The sequence below is a fragment of the Corynebacterium sp. H78 genome (assembly GCF_037572275.1).
Taxonomy (GTDB): domain Bacteria; phylum Actinomycetota; class Actinomycetes; order Mycobacteriales; family Mycobacteriaceae; genus Corynebacterium.
Window position 1 is genome coordinate 22,778 of record NZ_JBBHKX010000002.1, and the last position, 18,169, is coordinate 40,946.

Genomic DNA, 18,169 nt, shown 5'->3' on the forward strand with positions numbered 1-18,169 from the left:
ATATAAAATATCGATTAACGATATATCGACATTCGATATGACCTAGGAGGGGAGTAGTCATGAAGAACGGATACAAGCGTCGCAGTAGTGACGAACATCGAAACGTAGGTGCGAGCACCTCACAAGAGTCGCTCTACATTGATGAGAAGAAGGAACACCGCGATATCCTGTCCGGCATCTTTGGTGGCGTCTTCGCTATCATCATCGTCTTTCTGTATGTGCAGGTCCCACTGTTCGACCAAAGTGTGAAGCACCCCCTAGCGCTGATGCTCGGGGATAAGGCACCAGACGGAACGATCCCGTTCGACATCATGTCGACACCAGTACTCACGATGTTCATTATCGGTCTTGCCATCGAAGCCATCGTGATCGTTGCTCTCGCACTCCTGCTCATTCAGGTGGTGCGAATTTATGCGCGCGGAGACTTCTTCACAAAGCGCAGCGCCACTCTGGTGGGCATCATGTCCTGGGTTTCGTTGGCATATTTCCTGGGCCCATTCATCGAGCATATGGCCGCAAATATGCTTGCCAGTGACCTCGGTATCGACCGTTGGTTCGATATCAGCACCACGACGGACCTTAGTTTCGGCGTCTGGTACTTGCTGTTGATTATTCTGAGCATGATGTCCGTTATGGTTCGCCGAGCGGCTCGCATGCAGGAAGATCAGGAGGGGTTGATCTAGTGGGCTCCGACCCCAAAAATGCCGACGCGTTTCACGTTGACCGTAGCGTCGTCTGTCACCTCGATGAGCTCCTGGAGAGCCGCAACCTCACTCTCGTGGCTCTCGCTGAGCAAGTCGGGGTCACGCCCGTAAACCTATCGGTGCTCAAAAATAATCGTGCAAAAGCCGTCCGCTTTACGACGCTCGTTGCCCTCTGTGATGCGCTGCAATGCCAACCCGGAGACTTGTTTAGCGTGGAGTAGCTGCTTGTACAGGGCGATTACGCCCTGTCCGCGAGTGTCGGGCGGATTGGTCGCGCCAGCTGGGTCATGTGGGTACGGCCGCGCAATTCGACGGACTTCAAGGAAGTCCAACGGGCTTGTTCCTCTTCATTGGCGAGTCGGACAGTCGCTGCCGTCGCCAAGACTTGGCCTGGAGTGTCCTTCGCCAGATCGGTGAGGCGAGCAGCCTGGTTTACGGCATCGCCAATAACGGTGTATTCAAAGCGGTCGTGGGCGCCGATGTGGCCAGCAACGACTCGGCCAGCGGACACTCCGATGCCGGCATCAAGCGTGAGATCGCGGAGCTCCTGACGAAGCTCGCGGGCGGCGGCGAGAGCGTGGCCAGCGGTGTCGTCGAGAGGCAGCGGAGCGCCGAACACCGCGAGCGCAGCGTCACCTTGGAACTTGTTGATGATGCCCTTGTTCTTGTGGACGCAATCAACCACGCGCTCGAAAAACTCGTTGAGTTCACGGACAACGACCTCTGGAGGATTCTCCACTGCAAAAGTTGTCGAACCAATAACGTCAACGAACAGAACAGCGACGAGGCGGTCTTCGCCACCGAGTTCCGGCTTTTCTTCAAGGGCCTTGCGGGCAACCTCGGAACCGACATAACGACCAAACAAGTCACGTACGCGCTGGCGCTCTTGCAAGCCACGCATCATTTCATTGAAGCCGGCTTGGAGGACACCCATCTCGGAGCCGTCGTAAATAGGGACTCTCGTGTCAGTGTCGCCGCGACGAACCTGGTTAATTGCACCAGTGAGATCGCGAATAGGGTCCACGATGCTCATGGTCGCGAGAATTGTGCCGATGTAACCGGTAATGAGTGCAAGAAATGCTAGCGCAGTGAGTGCGGGGATGAGGTCTGCAACATTGTTGGTGAAGTAGCCCATTTTCTGGCCCCAGATAGTCAACAAAATGCCGACGATTGGGATGCCCGTGGTGAGTACCCATGTCTGCCGAAGTCGATGCCCAATTGGCGGTTCGAGAGAGGAATCTGGTGCGCGTCGCTTCAACGCTTCCGCGGCGACGGGACGCACGAGACGCTCGGCGAAAAGGTACGTCATCAGCGCGACCATGATGCCGCCGAATAGAGACGAGATCACCACAACAATGCCAAAACGGGGTGCCACTAGAAGCGAGATGATGCCAAAAACTACGACACCGATGCCCCAAATCGCGCCACCGAGAATGGCTTGATAAACCGGGATACGCATGACCAAGTAGCGAACTTTCGCTGGATCATGCTTCTCGGGCGCCCGCTGCCACCTCAGAATTGGTTTGAACAGCATCCATGTGGTGGCAATGCCGGTGACTATAGCGACGACGAAGTACGCAGCAAGGCCGATACCAGCGGTTAGGGGAAATTCCCGGAAACTTACCAACTCTTGAATTGGCAACAGCACGCCCAGAAACAATCCAACTGCGGACGCGCCAATGAGGTTGCAGAGGAACACGCTGGCCGCATAAGCGGGCCATGGCGTGCCTTTGAGCCACTGGAGATTCCTCCACAACCGTTGCATGCTGTCTACCTTAATCCCCCGCGCGGATTCCTTGCCACGAACGGGAAGACTGCTAGTTAATCATGATTCAGGCCTACTTTTCGACGATCACCCAGATAACGCAATCCGCTCCACCAGCTACCCTTAAACCCATGGAAAGCTACGGTGTCTTCGATCGTGTGCCGGCTGCAGGGGGAGTGCGCGAACGCCTGATGGTCGCAGCTCGTGCAGCGCACGGTCACGGTGATAGCGGCATGACGCATGCGTGGCTGTTTACCGGCCCGCCAGGATCTGGTCGCTCGGTGGCAGCGGAGGCTTTCGCGGCGGCACTGTTGTGCGAGAATTCAGAGCAGCCTGGTTGCGGGATGTGCCATGGGTGTCAGACTGCCCTGGCGGGTACTCATAGTGATCTGTTCACGGTGCGCACCGAAGGCACAATTATTCAGGTGGATTTGGTTCGTTTTCGTGTCATTCCGTGGGCGTACCGCAAGCCGTCGACGGCTGCGTGGCGTGTAGTGATTATCGAGGATGCGGATCGTTTGAACGATCAATCGGCGAACGCACTTCTCAAGGCAGTCGAAGAACCACCGGAACGCACTGCATTTCTCATGTGCGCTCCTACGACAAATCCAGCAGACTTTTCGGTGACACTTCGTTCTCGATCGCGGCATGTATATGTGCCGACTCCTACACCCGAGGACGTATCCGAGGTGCTGCGGGCACAATTTCCTGAACTTACCGATGAACAGGCGCAGTGGGCTGCCACAGTTTCAAACGGGCACATTGGCCGTGCACGTGGACTGGCAACGGATCCTGGTACGCGGGAGTGGCGGAAAAAGGCCCTTGACATGGTCGAAGCGGTCTTTAATCCTGCAGTGTCATATTTGCGGACATTCGAGATCGCAGCTTCGGCGAAGGCGGAGGCTGAACGCCGTCTGCAGTCTCGCGAAGAAGAGGAACTGTCCAAACTCGAAGAGGCGCTCGGCATTGGCGCTCGCGGAAAGGGTGCGCAAACTGCATTGAGGGGGACGAAGGGCGATATCAAACGCCTCGAAGAAGATCAGAAACGCCGTCGCCAGCGCACCGAACGCGATTTGATTGACCTCGCTCTCGTCGACGTGATGGGGCTGTTCCGCGATGCAATGGTCGTGTCGGTGGGCGCTGCTAGTGGTGCGACTCCACTCATCCACATCGATCGTGGCCAGACTGCGGCGGAAATCGCTCGCCGTGTTCCGCAAGAGGGCATTCTCGAATGCCTCGATGCGGTCACCGACACTCGGAATCAGCTCGGTACGGCGGTGACATCTCGGGTACTTCTCGACGGCCTCATGGGCCAACTCCAGTTGTCCTGTCGCGTTGGTGTTCGCTGAGGCAGTGCTGCGTGGGTGGCGGCTCGTCGTAAAGTGACCTGCGATTTTGGCGGAAACAAAGAGGTGCGGTAGGATTTTGCAGGTGTCCGCTACGTGTTAGCGAAGACATGTGCCGCCTTAGCTCAGTCGGTAGAGCGCTTCACTCGTAATGAAAAGGTCGCGAGTTCGATTCTCGCAGGCGGCTCAGCGAAAACCCCGAACCAGAAATTCTGGCTCGGGGTTATTTTCTGTATCGGGGCTGTAGCTCTAGTTCCATGTGCCCGAGTTGATGGAGCATGGGAAAGATGGCTATGGAGTATCTACTCCAGCTTCGAGGCTCAAACATGTAGTGGGACTTGGCCTTTTAAAATGCAACATTCCACTCAAATTAAGTTACGCAGAAACAGACTCTCACCGATTTTCGCAATGGCCCAAAGAATGGCGCTAAGTAATTCAATCAAAGTGGCCACGCCAAGAATCAAAAAGTAGAGATCAGATCCGAAACCTGTTGCGTCCAAAGCGGTTATCAGGCAAAACGCAAATCCAACAGCGCCAATAATGAGCATTACTTGGGCGAAAATCAACGTGACGGTGAAAGGATTTTTTCGCTTGAGCGCAGGAATTGGTTGCATTGGAGGGGTATTGAACTGCGGGTTTGTCACAGGTTGTCCAATCTCTTGAGAATTCTAGATAGTGTCTAGGAAATCATTTTACGTGTAAGAGTGTGTTCAGAAAAAATCAATCTAATTGAAGAGAGTGCAAGGATTCGTGAAAAATATAAAGAATCGGATAATTGATCTTCCTGTGGATGGAGGAATGAAATTCGGAGTTCTTTGATTCGCCTATTGCCAAGCGGGTGAATGCTCAATTTCGATTCTCGCAGGCGGCTCAGCGAAAACCCCGAACCAGAAATTCTGGCTCGGGGTTATTTTCTGTATCGGCGCGTTAATAATGGAGATTGATCCTAGTACCCAAGACTTAGGGAGCGACGACTTCAAGAGCTGAAATTGGACCTCGAGTTGCATCGTGACTTTCGGCAATGCCTGCACTTCCGACAGCATTCGCTCGACGGTGCGTTGATGTCATCGAGCATATAAAAGAAGGCGAATAGACCAACCACTACAACGATGACCACAATGACAGAAAACACTGTTCGAGCCCTTCCCTGGCTACAGGAGCTTTTTATACACTGAGTGTCATTAACCTAACAGCGGAGGCGCCATCGTGCTCGAGGAGCGCTCGGAAATATACGCGCCACGCTAAGATGGCGACATGGCGCGTAAACGGGGTATACGTGGGCACCAAGCAAGGGGGCACTATCCGCGCGTGGAGTAGGACCCTGACTCTGCTAGGCGGGATGCTGTTCCTGTCCGCGACGGCGGGTTGTTCTGCAGGAGAAGCCATGGAAACGGACATGATTACAGATACAGATTGGCATCTATCGTCCCAGCGTTCCGCATATTTTCGGATCGAAGGGGAAGAGCTAACCGGCTCTGATTCGTGTAATAGGTTAATGGGGAGAGTAAAACTTTACGACGCTTCGCCATCGACTATCGATTTCGGAGCGGGGCCAGCATCAACGCGTATGGCCTGCCCTGATACGCAGAAGACTGAAGAAGCAATGCGCGAAGCGCTGCACGGAACACGTGCAGCGTCACAAACTGATGAATCAACATTGGTGCTACGTGATGAGCAAACTGGTCGCGAGTGGACCTTTGTTCAGTAAGCAGCGTCAAGCTGCAACCGGAAAAACTAGTCTGCGTTCAAATCCTCATTGATCAACGCAGCAGTGCCCACGACACCCTGATCGGTGAGGTGCATGAACAGCGAGTGAGGAACTGGCACATCGATGATGCCGGCGATCCAACGCTCGGAATCACTAGCGCACGAGTGGCGATCCTTTGTTGCAGCCTTCAAGTCAATCAGTGAAATACCAGCCTGCTCCGAAAGTCCAATCAGACGTGCCTGCGATAGATCCTCGCCAGTGGTCACACCTGCGTATGGCATGCGGTACGGAACTGGGTTGCCAGCGACGATGCGCACTGGGCAGAGCTGATCGTTCTCGTCAGACAGGGTCGGGTAGCTAACCAGCTTGACGGTAGCGTTCGGGGCCGCAGCCTTAACGCGTTCGATCTGTGCGTTCATGTTGTCGATGAACGTCTGGTTGCCCTCTGCGGTCTTGAACTCATCGTGGCGGTAGTCGTTGAAACCGAACTGAACCAAAACATCAGTGGTGTTCTCGTCCAGATTGCCCTCAGCCAGTGCCAAGTCGATCTGCTCGGCGAAGTCACGGTACTTCGCCTGGTCGATGGCGCCGGTAGCAGCCGCACAGCCGTAGTTGTGAACGGTGCGACCCGAAACCTTCGCCAGCTCATTGGAGACCGTCATCTCACCCTGCAAGCACTCACGCATCGCATCAAGCTGCTCGTCCGTAATCAGTTCCTTCATGCCCGGAATCTCGCGAACCTCTTCACGGTTCAGAAGCAATTGCGACGCCACCACTGGGTCGGTTGGGTTAGCGAAAATGCTGTCACCAAACATGACCACTTCGTTGCCTTCGGCAGTCGGCCCTGCTGGGACAGGGGTCGTCGGCAAGCCAATCGATGGGCTGGACGGGAACTGTGCAGGTGCGACCGGCGCGGGAGCTGGCGCGGACAGTGGCGCTACGGTGGCGAACGCAGCGACGACTGCTGGTGCGATATTCATTCGAGTCAAATTCCTACGGTTGGTGGCGGAACGGCTATCACGAATTGATAACAGTCAAAGTGTGTTTCTCATGCTACCTACTGGAAAAGCTACGTAACAATTCAGAAAACATGAATCCGATTCAATAATCACCCCTGGTCGCAGGCGAAAAAGAACAACCCCCTGGGGTCCTTGGAGCGTTACGACGATCGTCGTGACGCCCCGTAGAACTCAGGGGGAAGTTGAGTATTTAGTTACTGTGCCTTGTGCGGAAACTATGCGCGAGCAGCAGCTGGCTCGGCAGGAGTTTCGGAAGATTCAGGGTGGTTCAGCAAGTCACGCTCTTCCAGGCCCTTCGGCAGCATGAACAGCGAGATCAGGGCTGGGATGGTCATCGCGATCAGGTAGATGGAAATCATCCATGCCTTGCCAGTCGCATCCATGATGATCTGAGCGATCATCGGAGCAAACGCGCCACCGAGAACTGCGCCGATTGCGTAAGAGATCGATGCGCCGGAGTAACGAACCTCAGCTGGGAACATCTCGGAGTACAGCGCAGGCTGTGGACCCATGGTCATCGCCAGTGGCAGAGCCAGGACAGCAATGGTCAGGACGTACAGGATTGGGTTCTTGGTATCAACGAGCAGCCACATCACTGCTTCCCAAACGATGAGGAAGGAGTAGCCGTAGATGAACACCTTGGCACGACCGAGCTTGTCGGACCAGGAACCGGACATGAACATGAAGATGGTCCAGCAGACGCCGCCGACGAGGGTGCCGGTCCACGCGATCATTGGATCCATGCCCAGCTCGGTCTGAGCGTACTTGCCGAAGAAGGCAATAACCAGGTAGCCAGCACACTGCTGAGCAGCGAAGATGAGTGCAGCCTGGATGACCTTGCCCCAGTGATTCTTGAACAGCTCTGGCAGTGGAGTCGAACGCTCCTTGGATTCTTCCTGCATTGCGCGGAATACAGGGGACTCATCGACTGCGCGACGAATGATGTAACCAATGATGACCAGAACGAAGCTCAGCAGGAATGGAATACGCCATCCCCACTCGAGGTAGTTTTCCTTGCCGACGATAGCCATGCAGATCAACATGACGCCCGTTGCGAGAGTCAGGCCCAATGGCACACCGGCCTGTGGGAACGCGCCGTAGAAACCGCGCTTTTCCTTAGGGGCGTACTCCACGGACATCAGGGCTGCGCCGCCCCATTCGCCACCAGCGAAGATGCCCTGCAGGATACGAAGCAGAACCAACAGAATTGGTGCGGCAATGCCGATCGATGCGTAGGTTGGCAGCAAGCCGATGAGGAACGTTGCAACACCCATACCGATGAGGGTGAAGACGAGGATCATCTTACGGCCCCAGATATCACCGATGTGGCCGGCGATCACTGCGCCCAATGGGCGGAAGAGGAACGAGATACCCAGGGTGGCCCATGCCAGAACCTGCGCGATCTGTGGGTTTGCTTGGGAAGCTGGTTCGATGAACAAAGGTGCAAGGACGATACCTGCAGCCTGTGCATAGATCAGGAAGTCGTAGAACTCTACGGTGGTTCCGATCATCGTGCCGGTAAGCACGCGCTTTCGCTGTTGCGGGTCAGCCGCAATGATTGACGTAGTCATACAGTCTGTCTTTCGTGGATGTACTGCGCCGACTGAGCGAAGCAAGTGCTTGTTCCGCCGACGAATCTTTTAAAGGCAACGCCAGGTATATTGGCACACCCTTTAGGAGTTGCACAGCCTGAATTAAGGGAAAGCGGACTGAATCGGAAGGCTAACGGGGGTAGTTCGCTTTTAGGGTTGCAATCGTATGGCCTGCGGTTCTAGCGAAAGTGCGGGGGATGGGGCTCGGATTTCGGTCCGGGCAAGTGAAATGGTGGCGGGGGTAGCTGAGTTTACTGGTTTACATCTTCTTATAGATGGTAAAAAGTCCCTCTTGCCAGGAATTCTCGGGTTTTCGCCGGGATTTCGGGTTACCCCCGCATTTGCTCATTGTTAACCACTGCCGGCTGGTGACTATGGGATAAAAGTGGCTAAAGTTACAAATGTGAGGTTTAAAATAACGGAACCATAACGGAACTATTGCCACTTCAGAACAGCCCCCGATAGGGGTAATTATTAGGGGTGAAATCTCAATACCCTAAAGCGGGGGTAAATTGACCCTGTTTGGGTGTTCCGGTGTGGGTTCGGGCGTGGATTGGGTGTGGGGCGTCGTAAAGCGAACCGAAGAGGGGGATGTATTCGATTCGAGGCGTAGAAGCGATCGTTGGGGAAGAATCTCAGCAAAGCTGAAGCCCCGGAAGTTCTACTGAAAACAGATACAAGGCGGGAGGGCAGCTCGTAATATAGCCCGCATGTCTACGACCGATTCAAAGACACGTAGCAAGAGTGCAGTCCCGTTTTGGTTTCTCGTCGCCGTGGCCGTTTTTGCGGTGGCGTGGGGCGGTAATCAGTTCACGCCACTGATGGTGATGTATCGACTGAACGGTGAGCTCGATCTTGTGTTTGTTGACTTGCTCCTTCTTGTCTATGCGCTGGGTATTGCTCCTGCGCTATTGATTTCGGGGCCGTTGTCAGACCGCATCGGTCGAAAGCCGGTCATGATGGCAGCGCCGTTTTTCAGCATCGTCGGCTCCGTTCTCATTGCAGCAGGTGAATCAACGGGTCCACTGCTGCTGGCTGGGCGCATGTTGTCGGGCGTGGGCGTTGGTATCGCCATGGCTGTTGGTGGTTCCTGGGTGAAGGAACTCTCTACGGAACGTTTTGATCCTTCTGCGAAATCCACCTCGGGTGCGAAGCGCCAGTCAATGGCATTGACTCTTGGTTTCGGCATCGGCGCTGGCATTGCGGGGTCGCTTGCACAGTTTGCACCTCTGCCAGGGCAGTTGCCCTATGCAGTGCATATTCTGCTTGCCATCCCGACGATTCTCGCCATGCTGGCAGCACCTGAAACGCGCCAGTCACCGCATCTCAAGGGAGCTGCTCAGGAAACACTCCTGCAATCCCTGCGCACGCCGTCGGTGACGCGACCACGCTTTCTTTTCGTTGCGGCAGTCTCGGCACCGTGGGTCTTTGGTGCTGCTGGCGTTTCGTACGCCATCATTCCTTCTCTAATGCAGAAGGAAGTGGCGAACCCGATCTTCTTTTCGGCCATTGTGACGTTTGTAGCATTGCTGTTTGGCTTCGGCATTCAGCAAATCGGACCGAAACTCGTCTCTGAGACTTCGGCTCGTGGATCGCTCATTGCCATGGCAATTGTCATCGTAGGCATGGGGCTCAGTGCCTGGATGGCCGGCGCACCGACCATTGTTACGGCGTTCATTGCTTCGATCGTGCTGGGAATGGGTTACGGATTGACGATGTTCACCGGCCTCAACGAAGTTCAACGCATTGCTGGGCCACGTGATCTCGCTGGCCTCACCGGAATTTTTTACTGCCTGACCTATATCGGTTTTGCGTTCCCAGCCATCCTGACCAAACTCAGTGAGTCCATTGAATGGATGACTTACCCGGTCATGCTTGGTGGGGGCATGGTTATTGCAATAGCAATGGCCGCCATCATCGCGCTCAATTCCAAGCGCGACCTGGCGGCCTAAGGGCGGACGGCACTGCATCCTCCAGCATTCTGGAGCTGCGGTGCCTAGTCCTACTACTTCTCGTCTTCGAGACGCTGCGACTTCATCAGCTCCAGTTCAATGTGATCGCGGAAGTTCTGTTCAGGCTGAGCACCCGAGACCTGGGACAGACCGATGAGGAACTGCGGGGTACCAGAAACGCCGAGGCTCTGGCCGTACGCGATAGCATCCTTCACGTTCTTCTCGTACGTGGCATCGGTTAGCTCAGTCTTAAACTTATCCATATCAGGAACACCAGCTGTAGCTGCGATTTCAAACAGCTCATCGTTAGTGAACGCTGGGTGTCCGTCGCCCTTCTTGGCAGCAGCAGCGAATGCTGCCTTATTGAACTCCCAGAACTTGCCCTGAGCAGCAGCGGCACGACCAGCCTGCGCTGCGCGCTCTGCTGGTTCACCACCGAAAGCGAGGTCGTTCCACTCCAAGCGCACCAAGCCAGCATTGACGTAGTCGTCGATCAGTGGCTGCTGAGTCTCATTTGCGAACTTCGCGCAGAATGGGCAGTCGAAGTCCGAGAAAATGGAGATCACGACCGGCGCATCCACAGCACCGAGCGCGAATGGGTCATTTTCATTACGACGGTGCACATTCGGCAGGTCCTCTGCGGAGGACAACGTCGTGCCTTCCTTTGGCCCCAAGATGGACGCGTCGTAGGTGCCGTCTGCCTTCGGCTTGGCGTTGATCTCGCCCTTGCTTGCCGTTGCGCCAGCGAGGTTCACAATCTGGCCAGACTCAGACTTTGATCCGGCTCCACCCAGATTCCGGCCTGCCCAGAATCCAAAGCAACCAGCGAAAACAATTGCCGCAATAACCCAAAGCCAGACGAGTGCTGGAACCTTTGCAAACGCGGACTTCTTCTTCGGCGCCTCTGCTGGCTTTTCCGCGAGTTGAGTAGTATCTCCGGAAGGAGTGGAAGCAGCCTCCTGCTGTTCGACAGCGGACGGCTCGACTGGCTGGTTTTCCCCAGCACCATTGTTTTCAGGACGAGTCATACGATTAATAATGCAATATCGCACCTCAATAATGCGATTCGGTACCCTGGCGCCGTATAGCCCCTACTTCGTTTCCGCGTATGGATCCTCTGGTCGAACCGCAGACTTTAGTGCCACTGCGCGAGCAAGCCGGGCGTAACGCAATTCCTGTTCGCGGAAGCGGATGTACGACGAGATCGTCGTAAAGACAAAAGCGAGAATTAGACCGTAAAGAAGCAGGTCAACGCCACGGGTGACGCCAATTGCATTGGCAATCACGGTGAGATCATCGGGGCGCATGATCGCCCAAATACATGCGACCACAAACACCAAGAAACCAAGCTTTACGCCTGCTTTGGCACGTGCTTTACGACGATTCGCCAGGAAGTACCACAGCACAACGCTGAGGGCGACGAGTAAGAGAATCTGGGCAAGTGATGCGGTCATCGCAGCCTCCTAGCAACAAACGAGTCGGCCAGGATATTGACGCCATTAAACAAAGACTGACCTTTGGCCATGGAGTATTCGGTGTACAGAATGTCGACAGGCTGTTCGGCGACGCGCCACTTGTTCTCAACCATGGCCGTGACGAACTCGCTGGCGTGGCTCATACCATTCATGCGGAGATTCAAATCGTGGGCGACGGTTGCGTTGAATGCGCGCAGACCGTTGTGGGCGTCGGTCAAGCCGAGCTTCCGTGTTGTGGGGGACAGGGCGACAACAGTTTTCAGAACGACGCGCTTGATCCACGGAACTTGGTCGTCTTCAGCGCGCGGACGACCGAAGCGCGTGCCGACGATAATGTCGTATGGCTCATGGCGCAGTCGGTTGACCATAGCTACGACATCTTTGACCTGATGCTGGCCGTCGGCATCGAACGTGACGAAGTACTTTGCTCCAGGCTGCTGTCGTGCGTATTCGACACCCGTTTGAATGGCCGCGCCTTGTCCGAGGTTTACCGGATGATTGACTAGATGCGCGCCAGCGGCGTGAATCTCAACATCAGATCCATCATGGGATCCGTCATTGACTGCGACGATATTAGGAAACGTCTCGCGTGCGTTCACGAGAACGTCGCGGATGACTGTCCCTTCGTTGAAACAAGGGACGATCAACCACGTGTCGTCAAACTTTGCCTGATTATCCATTATTCGCCGGATATTACCGGATGAAACCACTGCTCACCGTTTGAAATGCGGTGACAAGCAGCACGTAATGGCGTTAAGGAATAGTGGGGCAGCGTTAGCGGATAAAGATTGCACGATATGCACGCGCCAGCAATTCGGTGGGCAAGAGACGAAACGCAGTGCGGAGGAAAAGGTTGACAACACCGCGCGGTTCGCTAATCAAACCCAGCTCCACCAATGTCTGCTGCATGTCCTTTTCCGCGTCAAAAATGCCCTTGGAGCGCCGGCGTGTGAGCATTCCGTCCACTCGGAATCGCGTGAGAGGTTCAGCAAGATTGCAAAACCGTGCCCCGTCGGCGATTAGCCGTGCCCACAGGTCGTAGTCTTCCATGTATGGGCGGTGACGGTAGCCACCGACGGCTTTGACTCGCTCTGTGCGGAACATGGCAGCGGGATTGTTAACTGGCGAATTGATTCGTGCATACCGGACGATCTCATCGTGGTTTTCTGGCAGCGTTCGCGTGCCGAGGTCGACTATCGCGTTGCCCGTGCTGCCGAACTCTGATTCACTCGCGAACTCTGTCATAGCAGTGCCAATGACATCGAGTGGTTGCCCGGCGCGCTCTGCTTTTTCTGCCACAGCGAGCTGTTTCTCAAAACGCTCCGGGACGGCAATGTCATCGGAATCCAAACGTGCGCACCATTGTGTGTGCACGTGAGAGAGCCCTTGCTGGGAAGCTTTGCCGCTGCCACAGTTTTCCGGCAGGCGAATCACGGTCAATTCCGTATGGGCTCGTTCGTGGCGATCCACAACCTGCGCCAGCTCTTCGCCGATTGGGCCATCAATCACCAGCACCACCGAGCAAGCCTGCACAGTCTGCGACCACAGTGACTCCAAAGCTTCATCTAAGTCGCTTGGTTGAGTCTTCGCATACATCGTCATCAGAACGGTTAGCTCAGGGGACACGCGCATCGTTGACTCACTCACGCGTTAGATTCTAGGTCAGCTTGGCGGTGCTTACTTTGCGACGAGCTGTAGTCGCCAGTCTTCAACGTCCACAGATGAATGACAATGCCGACAATGGACCCGAGTAGTAAGGCAGCGCTCGTACGAACTTCGAGCAGTCCAGGAATAAACAGAATGACGACTGCCACTAATGTCGCGCTCAGCCATCCCGCCATGTACATGCGGTGTTGCTCAACCGCCAGAGTCACCGATCCCGTGATCATGAGCACTGCAGTCGCAGTTGCGGCCAAGGTCAAGGCAGCCAGGGTGTGACCGGCGACGAAGTATTCGTCGCCAAGAATTGTGACCATGAGCCAGGGGCCGATGAGCCATGCCAGGCCCGCACCACAGGTACCGAATGCGATGAGGGCGCCAAGTGGCTTAGCAAGTGCAGATAGAGGTCCACCATCACGCTGGACGAAGTGAACGATGATGGCGTTCTGGAACTTCTCGAGAGGCATCAACAGGGGAGCGCGTGTCAGTGTTACTGCATACGCAACAGCTGCGGCGGTCACACCACCAGCAGTAATACCCAATTCACCGGAAAGTGGTCCTTGCGCTGTAGTGGCGTAGTCGTCGGCAAGTTTGACCAGCGTGGGGAACCCGGTGACCAGTACTGCGGATGCACCGGAAGCCCACATTGCGGTGATCATGAGTGGGATGAATCGGCGTAGCGGGACATCGGCACGTTTGGTGAGTGCGCGACGGGTGGCAGGTGAGAATGCCACCAGACCCAACCAACTCATCGCGCCAATAACTGTGATGACTAGCCAGGCCAGAAGACTCCACTGGAAGACATAGGCCAGCACTGCGGGAACGACGCGAATGAGAATGTCAATGATGATCAGGGTCGCGTACTGGCCCCACAATTTCGAAGCGCTGAGCAGGCCCGACGTGGCAGCCTGCATGGCATACAGGCCAAGACCACCGGCCATCAGCACTGTGCCAATGGTTTGGTCCGCACCGGTGTGCCCGTCCATGATCTGTGGCGCCCACAAGAATCCAGTTGCTGCGAGGACAACAAACGTTACGACGCTTACGCCAACCGCAACCGTAATCGGGCGAGCACCTGCCTGACCCGAAACATCATGGCCAGCATCAGCTGCACCAACAGCCCGCGTGGTTTCCTGCATCAGGCCGCCGAGAACACCGGTCAATGCGAAAAACATGCCCCAATAGGCGACGAACTGTGCATTAACGTCGAGGTTCAGCGTTTTTGCGGATAAGAAAAGAATGACAAAACTGCCGGCAGCCGCGATGACCGTTGCCAGGGATAACCACTTCATGCCAGTACTAGTCTTTCGCAGCCTGGTACTGAATCATCGCTTCTTCTTCCGCCTCTGCAGCAGCAATTTCTGCAGCAAGCTCCTCCGAGATTTCACCAGCGTCATCACCAGCAGCCTGACGAGGATCCAACGGGAACGGTGGCAACTCAGTGCGATTCACCCAGTTATGGAAAATGGCATCGAGGTGCGACGTCGTCACGCCATGCTGACGACAAACCCGATTCGCCAACGATCGGAAGTCCACGGCATCGACAATGCTGTGACGGTTATCCGTGGTCCAGGTGTGCAGGAATTCGAAGAATGCGTCGTCGCCTAGCAGCAGACGCAGCGCATGGATAGTGAGGGCGCCACGCTTGTACAGGCGGTCGTCGAACATGAGGTCAGGGCCGGGATCCTTGATCAAGATGTCTTGTGGCTTGTCTGCCAATTCGCGGTAGTGCAACCGCGCGTGTGCAGCAGCCGATGGGCCACCCGAGACCTCGGACCACAGCCACTCCGAATAGCACGCCAGCCCCTCGTTCAGCCAAATATCGCGCCACTGCGAGATACCGACACTATTGCCAAACCACTGGTGCGACAGCTCGTGCGCAATCAAACGATTCCAAGTGTCCTTGCCATCAGCGTGATTCGCTCCGAAGATGGACAAACCCTGCGCTTCCAGCGGGATTTCCAGCTCATCTTCGCAGATCACAACCTGATACTGCGAAAACGGATACGGACCAAACATCTTCGAGAACTCATCGACCATGCGACCTTGCTCCCGGAAATCATGCCTAAACGTATGCAACAGGTGAGGCGGTACCCACGCAACCACCGTGGTGGATTCGCACGGCAGCTCAATGCGCGTGAACTGACCGATATTCAATGTATTCAAGTACGAGGCCATCGGTTCTTCAGTAGCGAAGCGCCACGTCCGGCGAGAACCACCTGCACGCACTGGTGCCTCGGCCTTACCTGGAGCGACCACCTCATAAGGAGCGTCACACGTCACCGACATGGTGTACATCGCCTTGACCTCAGGATCATCGTCACACGGGTACCAGCTCGCGGCACCCACCGGCTGCGACGCAACCAAGCTGCCGTTTTCCAGCTCCTCCCAGCCAATTTCGCCCCACGTGGACTTCACTGGTTCTGGGTTGCCGGAATACTTCACGACGAGCCGCAACGTTTCTTCCGGGTGCAACTCACGATCAAACTTCACACGCAGCTTTCGCCCAGAATGCTTCCAGCGTGTGACGTCGACCGTCGTCACGCGGGTGTCAGTTTCGGCGGTGACTTCGTCGACTCCGAGCGTATCGGCGAAGTCGAGTGTGAGGTCGCTAATCCATGCATTGACCTCGATATGCAGCGTGACCTTCGCGCGCAGGCGATTTGGTCCCACCCGGTAGTCGAAATCGAGATCATATCGATCGACACGGAAGCCCAGGTTGAAGGGGATTTTGGTGTACGGGTTAGTTAAATCTGCGCTGCTCACTCCAAGCACCTTACTTGTATTAATTTAGCTTTTCCCATAGCCACGTATAGATAAGCGATTCCATCATCGCGACCTGGCTATTATCCGCAGCTCCCGCGTGACCACCTTCGATATTTTCGAAGTAGTCCACATCGTGCCCAGCTTCACGAAGCAACCACGCCAACGACCGTGCATGGGCTGGATGCACTCGATCGTCACGCGTGGAGGTGGTGACCAACGCAGGCGGGTACTCCACGTCTTCTCGCTTTGCGACGCGGTGCACAGGCGAATACTCCTCGATGGCGGCACGCTCGTCAGGAACATCCGGGTTTCCGTACTCAGCCATCCAGGACGCACCAGCCGAGAGGCGGTGGTAACGGAGCATATCGGCGAGTGGCACCTGCGAAACCACCGAGCCGACCAGCTCGGGGTAGGAAGTCAAGCACACAGCGGTGAGCAAACCGCCATTAGAGCCACCGCGGACTGCAAGCTGCTCGACTGAGCAATAGCCACGCGCGACGATGTCGCGCAGCACTGCCTGATGATCCTCATAGACGCGCATGCGTTCCTTCTTCACGACCGAAGAATGCCACTCGGGGCCAAATTCGCCGCCACCACGGAGGTTCGCTTCCACAAAGAATCCGCCCTTGGCTAACCAGCCAATGCCACGGACCGGGGAATAGCCCGGCACAAGAGAAACTTCGAAACCTCCATACGCATGCACCAGCGTTGGAGCAGTATTCGGCGTCTCTGTTGATCCGAGGCGCCCCGTAATCCGGTATGGAATCTGAGTCCCGTCGGCAGAAGTAGCCCAATGCTGTCGGGTATCCATTCCAGCAGGGTCGAAAAAGGCCGGGGCGCGCCGGGCGACTCGCGCTTCCGGTGAACCAGCGGTGCCGAGCCACAGAGTTGGGGGTTCGGTCATGGAAGAGCTGGAAAGCCAGATTTCATCATCTCGAGTGGGAGAGGTGCCAACGACACTAATGGTCGCTTGGTCGGGAAGGCCGGTGAACTCTGCCTCTTCGGCCCAGTCCCCAATCGAAAGGGTGAGGAGTTTGGTCGAGACGTCGTTAAGCAAGGTCACAACGAGGTAATTATGGGTCCACGCCAATGATTGGAAGGAAGTGTGGGAGTCGGGAGTGAACAGAATTTCAACGTCTCGATTGCCGGAGAGCCATTCGTCGAATTCCGCGACTGCAACCGCACCTGCCGGGATGCCATTGAACTCAGTTCGAGGCATGAGGACGAGCCATTCCTTGTGTGCGGACACTCGGCAATCATCCGGTACTTCGATGATTTGGAGCGAAAACGTGCCTCCAAACTGATGTGGCAGCTTCCCTTGTCGAGGCACCGCCACAAAGCGCTGCGAGGTGTAAAAGTCCTGGGCGCGTTCAACGAATAGGCGCTCGAATCCTTCGGTGTTATCGAACCAGCCGCCGACGGCAACGTCTGATTTATGCCCTGCGAAAACCTGCTCGGAATCTGCGAGATCCTGGCCACGCGACCACTTGCGGACCTGTCGTGGATACCCTGAGTCGGTCAAACTATCGGGGCCACAATCTGTGCCAACGAGAATCTCGTCACGGGATACCCATGACACATCGGACTTCGCCTCAGGGAGGAAGAACGGGTCATCGGCGTCCGCGACAAAGCGTCCAGTGGTCAGATCAAACTCGCGGATGACAGTCGCATCTGCGCCGCCACGAGATAGGTGGATCAGCGCGCGGTCGTAATCCGGGTAACGGCACTGGGCGCCCTTCCACACCCAATTCTCGCCGTCCGTGGCAGCGAGGGAATCCACATCGATGAGAACGTCCCATTCGGTGTTTTTCGACAAGAAACTACCCAGCGTGGTACGCCGCCACACACCACGCGGATGCTTGGCATCGCGCCAGAAGTTGTAGAGGTGGTCGCCACGGCGTACTGGATACGGAATACGGGAGTCGGTATCGAGGGCCTGAAGTAACTCCGTGCGGAGATTGTCACGTGCCCCCTGCTGGGCTGCATTATCTACCGTGGCCAGCGTTTTCTCGTTCCACTCGCGCGCCCACGCCAGGGATTGTTCCCCCTCAATGTCGTCGAGCCAGGAGGGGACATCGTCGGCACGTAAAAAGCGTGGGGAACTAGCGGAAGTGAATGCGTTCATACGTACAAACGTAAGGCATATAAAGAGGTGGGGGGAGAGTGTGACGGTTGCGGAGCAA

At 55.8% G+C, this 18,169-nt stretch carries 16 protein-coding genes and 1 tRNA gene; 6 read left to right on the forward strand and 11 right to left on the reverse strand.

The window, feature by feature from the left end:
* Positions 1-59 precede the first annotated feature (59 nt).
* Both WG934_RS01290 and WG934_RS01295 read left to right on the forward strand, forming a co-directional pair.
* Complete coding sequence (locus tag WG934_RS01290; RefSeq protein ID WP_339988406.1) at positions 60-683, forward strand: hypothetical protein; 624 nt, start codon at positions 60-62, stop codon at positions 681-683.
* The gene (locus WG934_RS01295; RefSeq protein WP_339976799.1) at positions 683-925 is read left to right on the forward strand and encodes a helix-turn-helix domain-containing protein; all 243 of its coding nucleotides are present in this window, start codon (positions 683-685) and stop codon (positions 923-925) included. Before WG934_RS01290 ends, WG934_RS01295 begins: the two co-directional genes overlap by 1 nt.
* Before the next feature lie 17 nt (positions 926-942).
* Here WG934_RS01295 and WG934_RS01300 read toward each other — a convergent pair whose 3' ends face one another.
* Positions 943-2,469, reverse strand: a complete 1,527-nt coding sequence (locus WG934_RS01300) for an adenylate/guanylate cyclase domain-containing protein (RefSeq protein ID WP_339976801.1) — start codon at positions 2,467-2,469, stop codon at positions 943-945.
* Between the two features lie 131 nt (positions 2,470-2,600).
* Between WG934_RS01300 and WG934_RS01305 the strand changes: the two genes are divergently transcribed.
* Both WG934_RS01305 and WG934_RS01310 read left to right on the forward strand, forming a co-directional pair.
* A complete protein-coding gene (locus tag WG934_RS01305; protein ID WP_339988407.1) occupies positions 2,601-3,818 on the forward strand; it encodes a DNA polymerase III subunit delta' in 1,218 nt (405 codons plus the stop codon).
* A gap of 111 nt (positions 3,819-3,929) precedes the next feature.
* Positions 3,930-4,002, forward strand: a tRNA-Thr gene (locus tag WG934_RS01310).
* A gap of 178 nt (positions 4,003-4,180) precedes the next feature.
* On the opposite strand, the gene WG934_RS01315 is transcribed toward WG934_RS01310, so the two are convergent.
* The gene (locus tag WG934_RS01315) at positions 4,181-4,459 is read right to left on the reverse strand and encodes a hypothetical protein (RefSeq protein ID WP_339988408.1); all 279 of its coding nucleotides are present in this window, start codon (positions 4,457-4,459) and stop codon (positions 4,181-4,183) included.
* Between the two features lie 632 nt (positions 4,460-5,091).
* Between WG934_RS01315 and WG934_RS01320 the strand changes: the two genes are divergently transcribed.
* The gene (locus WG934_RS01320; protein ID WP_339988409.1) at positions 5,092-5,523 is read left to right on the forward strand and encodes an META domain-containing protein; all 432 of its coding nucleotides are present in this window, start codon (positions 5,092-5,094) and stop codon (positions 5,521-5,523) included.
* A 26-nt stretch (positions 5,524-5,549) separates the two neighbouring features.
* On the opposite strand, the gene WG934_RS01325 is transcribed toward WG934_RS01320, so the two are convergent.
* Both WG934_RS01325 and WG934_RS01330 read right to left on the reverse strand, forming a co-directional pair.
* Positions 5,550-6,503, reverse strand: coding sequence for a GDSL-type esterase/lipase family protein (locus WG934_RS01325; RefSeq protein ID WP_339988410.1), 954 nt, complete (start codon positions 6,501-6,503; stop codon positions 5,550-5,552).
* Positions 6,504-6,757: 254 nt separating this feature from the next.
* On the reverse strand, positions 6,758-8,113 hold the full coding sequence (locus WG934_RS01330) for an MFS transporter (RefSeq protein WP_339976809.1): 1,356 nt from the start codon (positions 8,111-8,113) through the stop codon (positions 6,758-6,760).
* A gap of 731 nt (positions 8,114-8,844) precedes the next feature.
* Between WG934_RS01330 and WG934_RS01335 the strand changes: the two genes are divergently transcribed.
* On the forward strand, positions 8,845-10,086 hold the full coding sequence (locus WG934_RS01335; RefSeq protein ID WP_339976811.1) for an MFS transporter: 1,242 nt from the start codon (positions 8,845-8,847) through the stop codon (positions 10,084-10,086).
* A gap of 53 nt (positions 10,087-10,139) precedes the next feature.
* On the opposite strand, the gene WG934_RS01340 is transcribed toward WG934_RS01335, so the two are convergent.
* The 7 genes from WG934_RS01340 to WG934_RS01370 all read right to left on the reverse strand — a co-directional run bounded on the left by WG934_RS01340 (position 10,140) and on the right by WG934_RS01370 (position 18,111).
* Positions 10,140-11,114: a DsbA family protein gene (locus tag WG934_RS01340; RefSeq protein WP_339976813.1), complete on the reverse strand. Its 975-nt coding sequence runs from the start codon at positions 11,112-11,114 to the stop codon at positions 10,140-10,142.
* 63 nt (positions 11,115-11,177) lie between these two features.
* On the reverse strand, positions 11,178-11,540 hold the full coding sequence (locus WG934_RS01345; protein ID WP_339988411.1) for a DUF2304 domain-containing protein: 363 nt from the start codon (positions 11,538-11,540) through the stop codon (positions 11,178-11,180).
* On the reverse strand, positions 11,537-12,241 hold the full coding sequence (locus tag WG934_RS01350) for a glycosyltransferase family 2 protein (protein ID WP_339976817.1): 705 nt from the start codon (positions 12,239-12,241) through the stop codon (positions 11,537-11,539). The genes WG934_RS01345 and WG934_RS01350 overlap by 4 nt, the downstream gene beginning before the upstream one ends.
* A 94-nt stretch (positions 12,242-12,335) precedes the next feature.
* On the reverse strand, positions 12,336-13,208 hold the full coding sequence (locus tag WG934_RS01355) for a glycosyltransferase (protein WP_339976819.1): 873 nt from the start codon (positions 13,206-13,208) through the stop codon (positions 12,336-12,338).
* A complete protein-coding gene (locus WG934_RS01360) occupies positions 13,205-14,512 on the reverse strand; it encodes a hypothetical protein (protein ID WP_339988412.1) in 1,308 nt (435 codons plus the stop codon). The genes WG934_RS01355 and WG934_RS01360 overlap by 4 nt, the downstream gene beginning before the upstream one ends.
* A gap of 7 nt (positions 14,513-14,519) precedes the next feature.
* The gene (locus WG934_RS01365) at positions 14,520-15,986 is read right to left on the reverse strand and encodes a M1 family metallopeptidase (RefSeq protein WP_339988413.1); all 1,467 of its coding nucleotides are present in this window, start codon (positions 15,984-15,986) and stop codon (positions 14,520-14,522) included.
* A 19-nt stretch (positions 15,987-16,005) separates the two neighbouring features.
* Positions 16,006-18,111, reverse strand: coding sequence for a prolyl oligopeptidase family serine peptidase (locus WG934_RS01370; protein ID WP_339988414.1), 2,106 nt, complete (start codon positions 18,109-18,111; stop codon positions 16,006-16,008).
* Positions 18,112-18,169 lie beyond the last annotated feature (58 nt).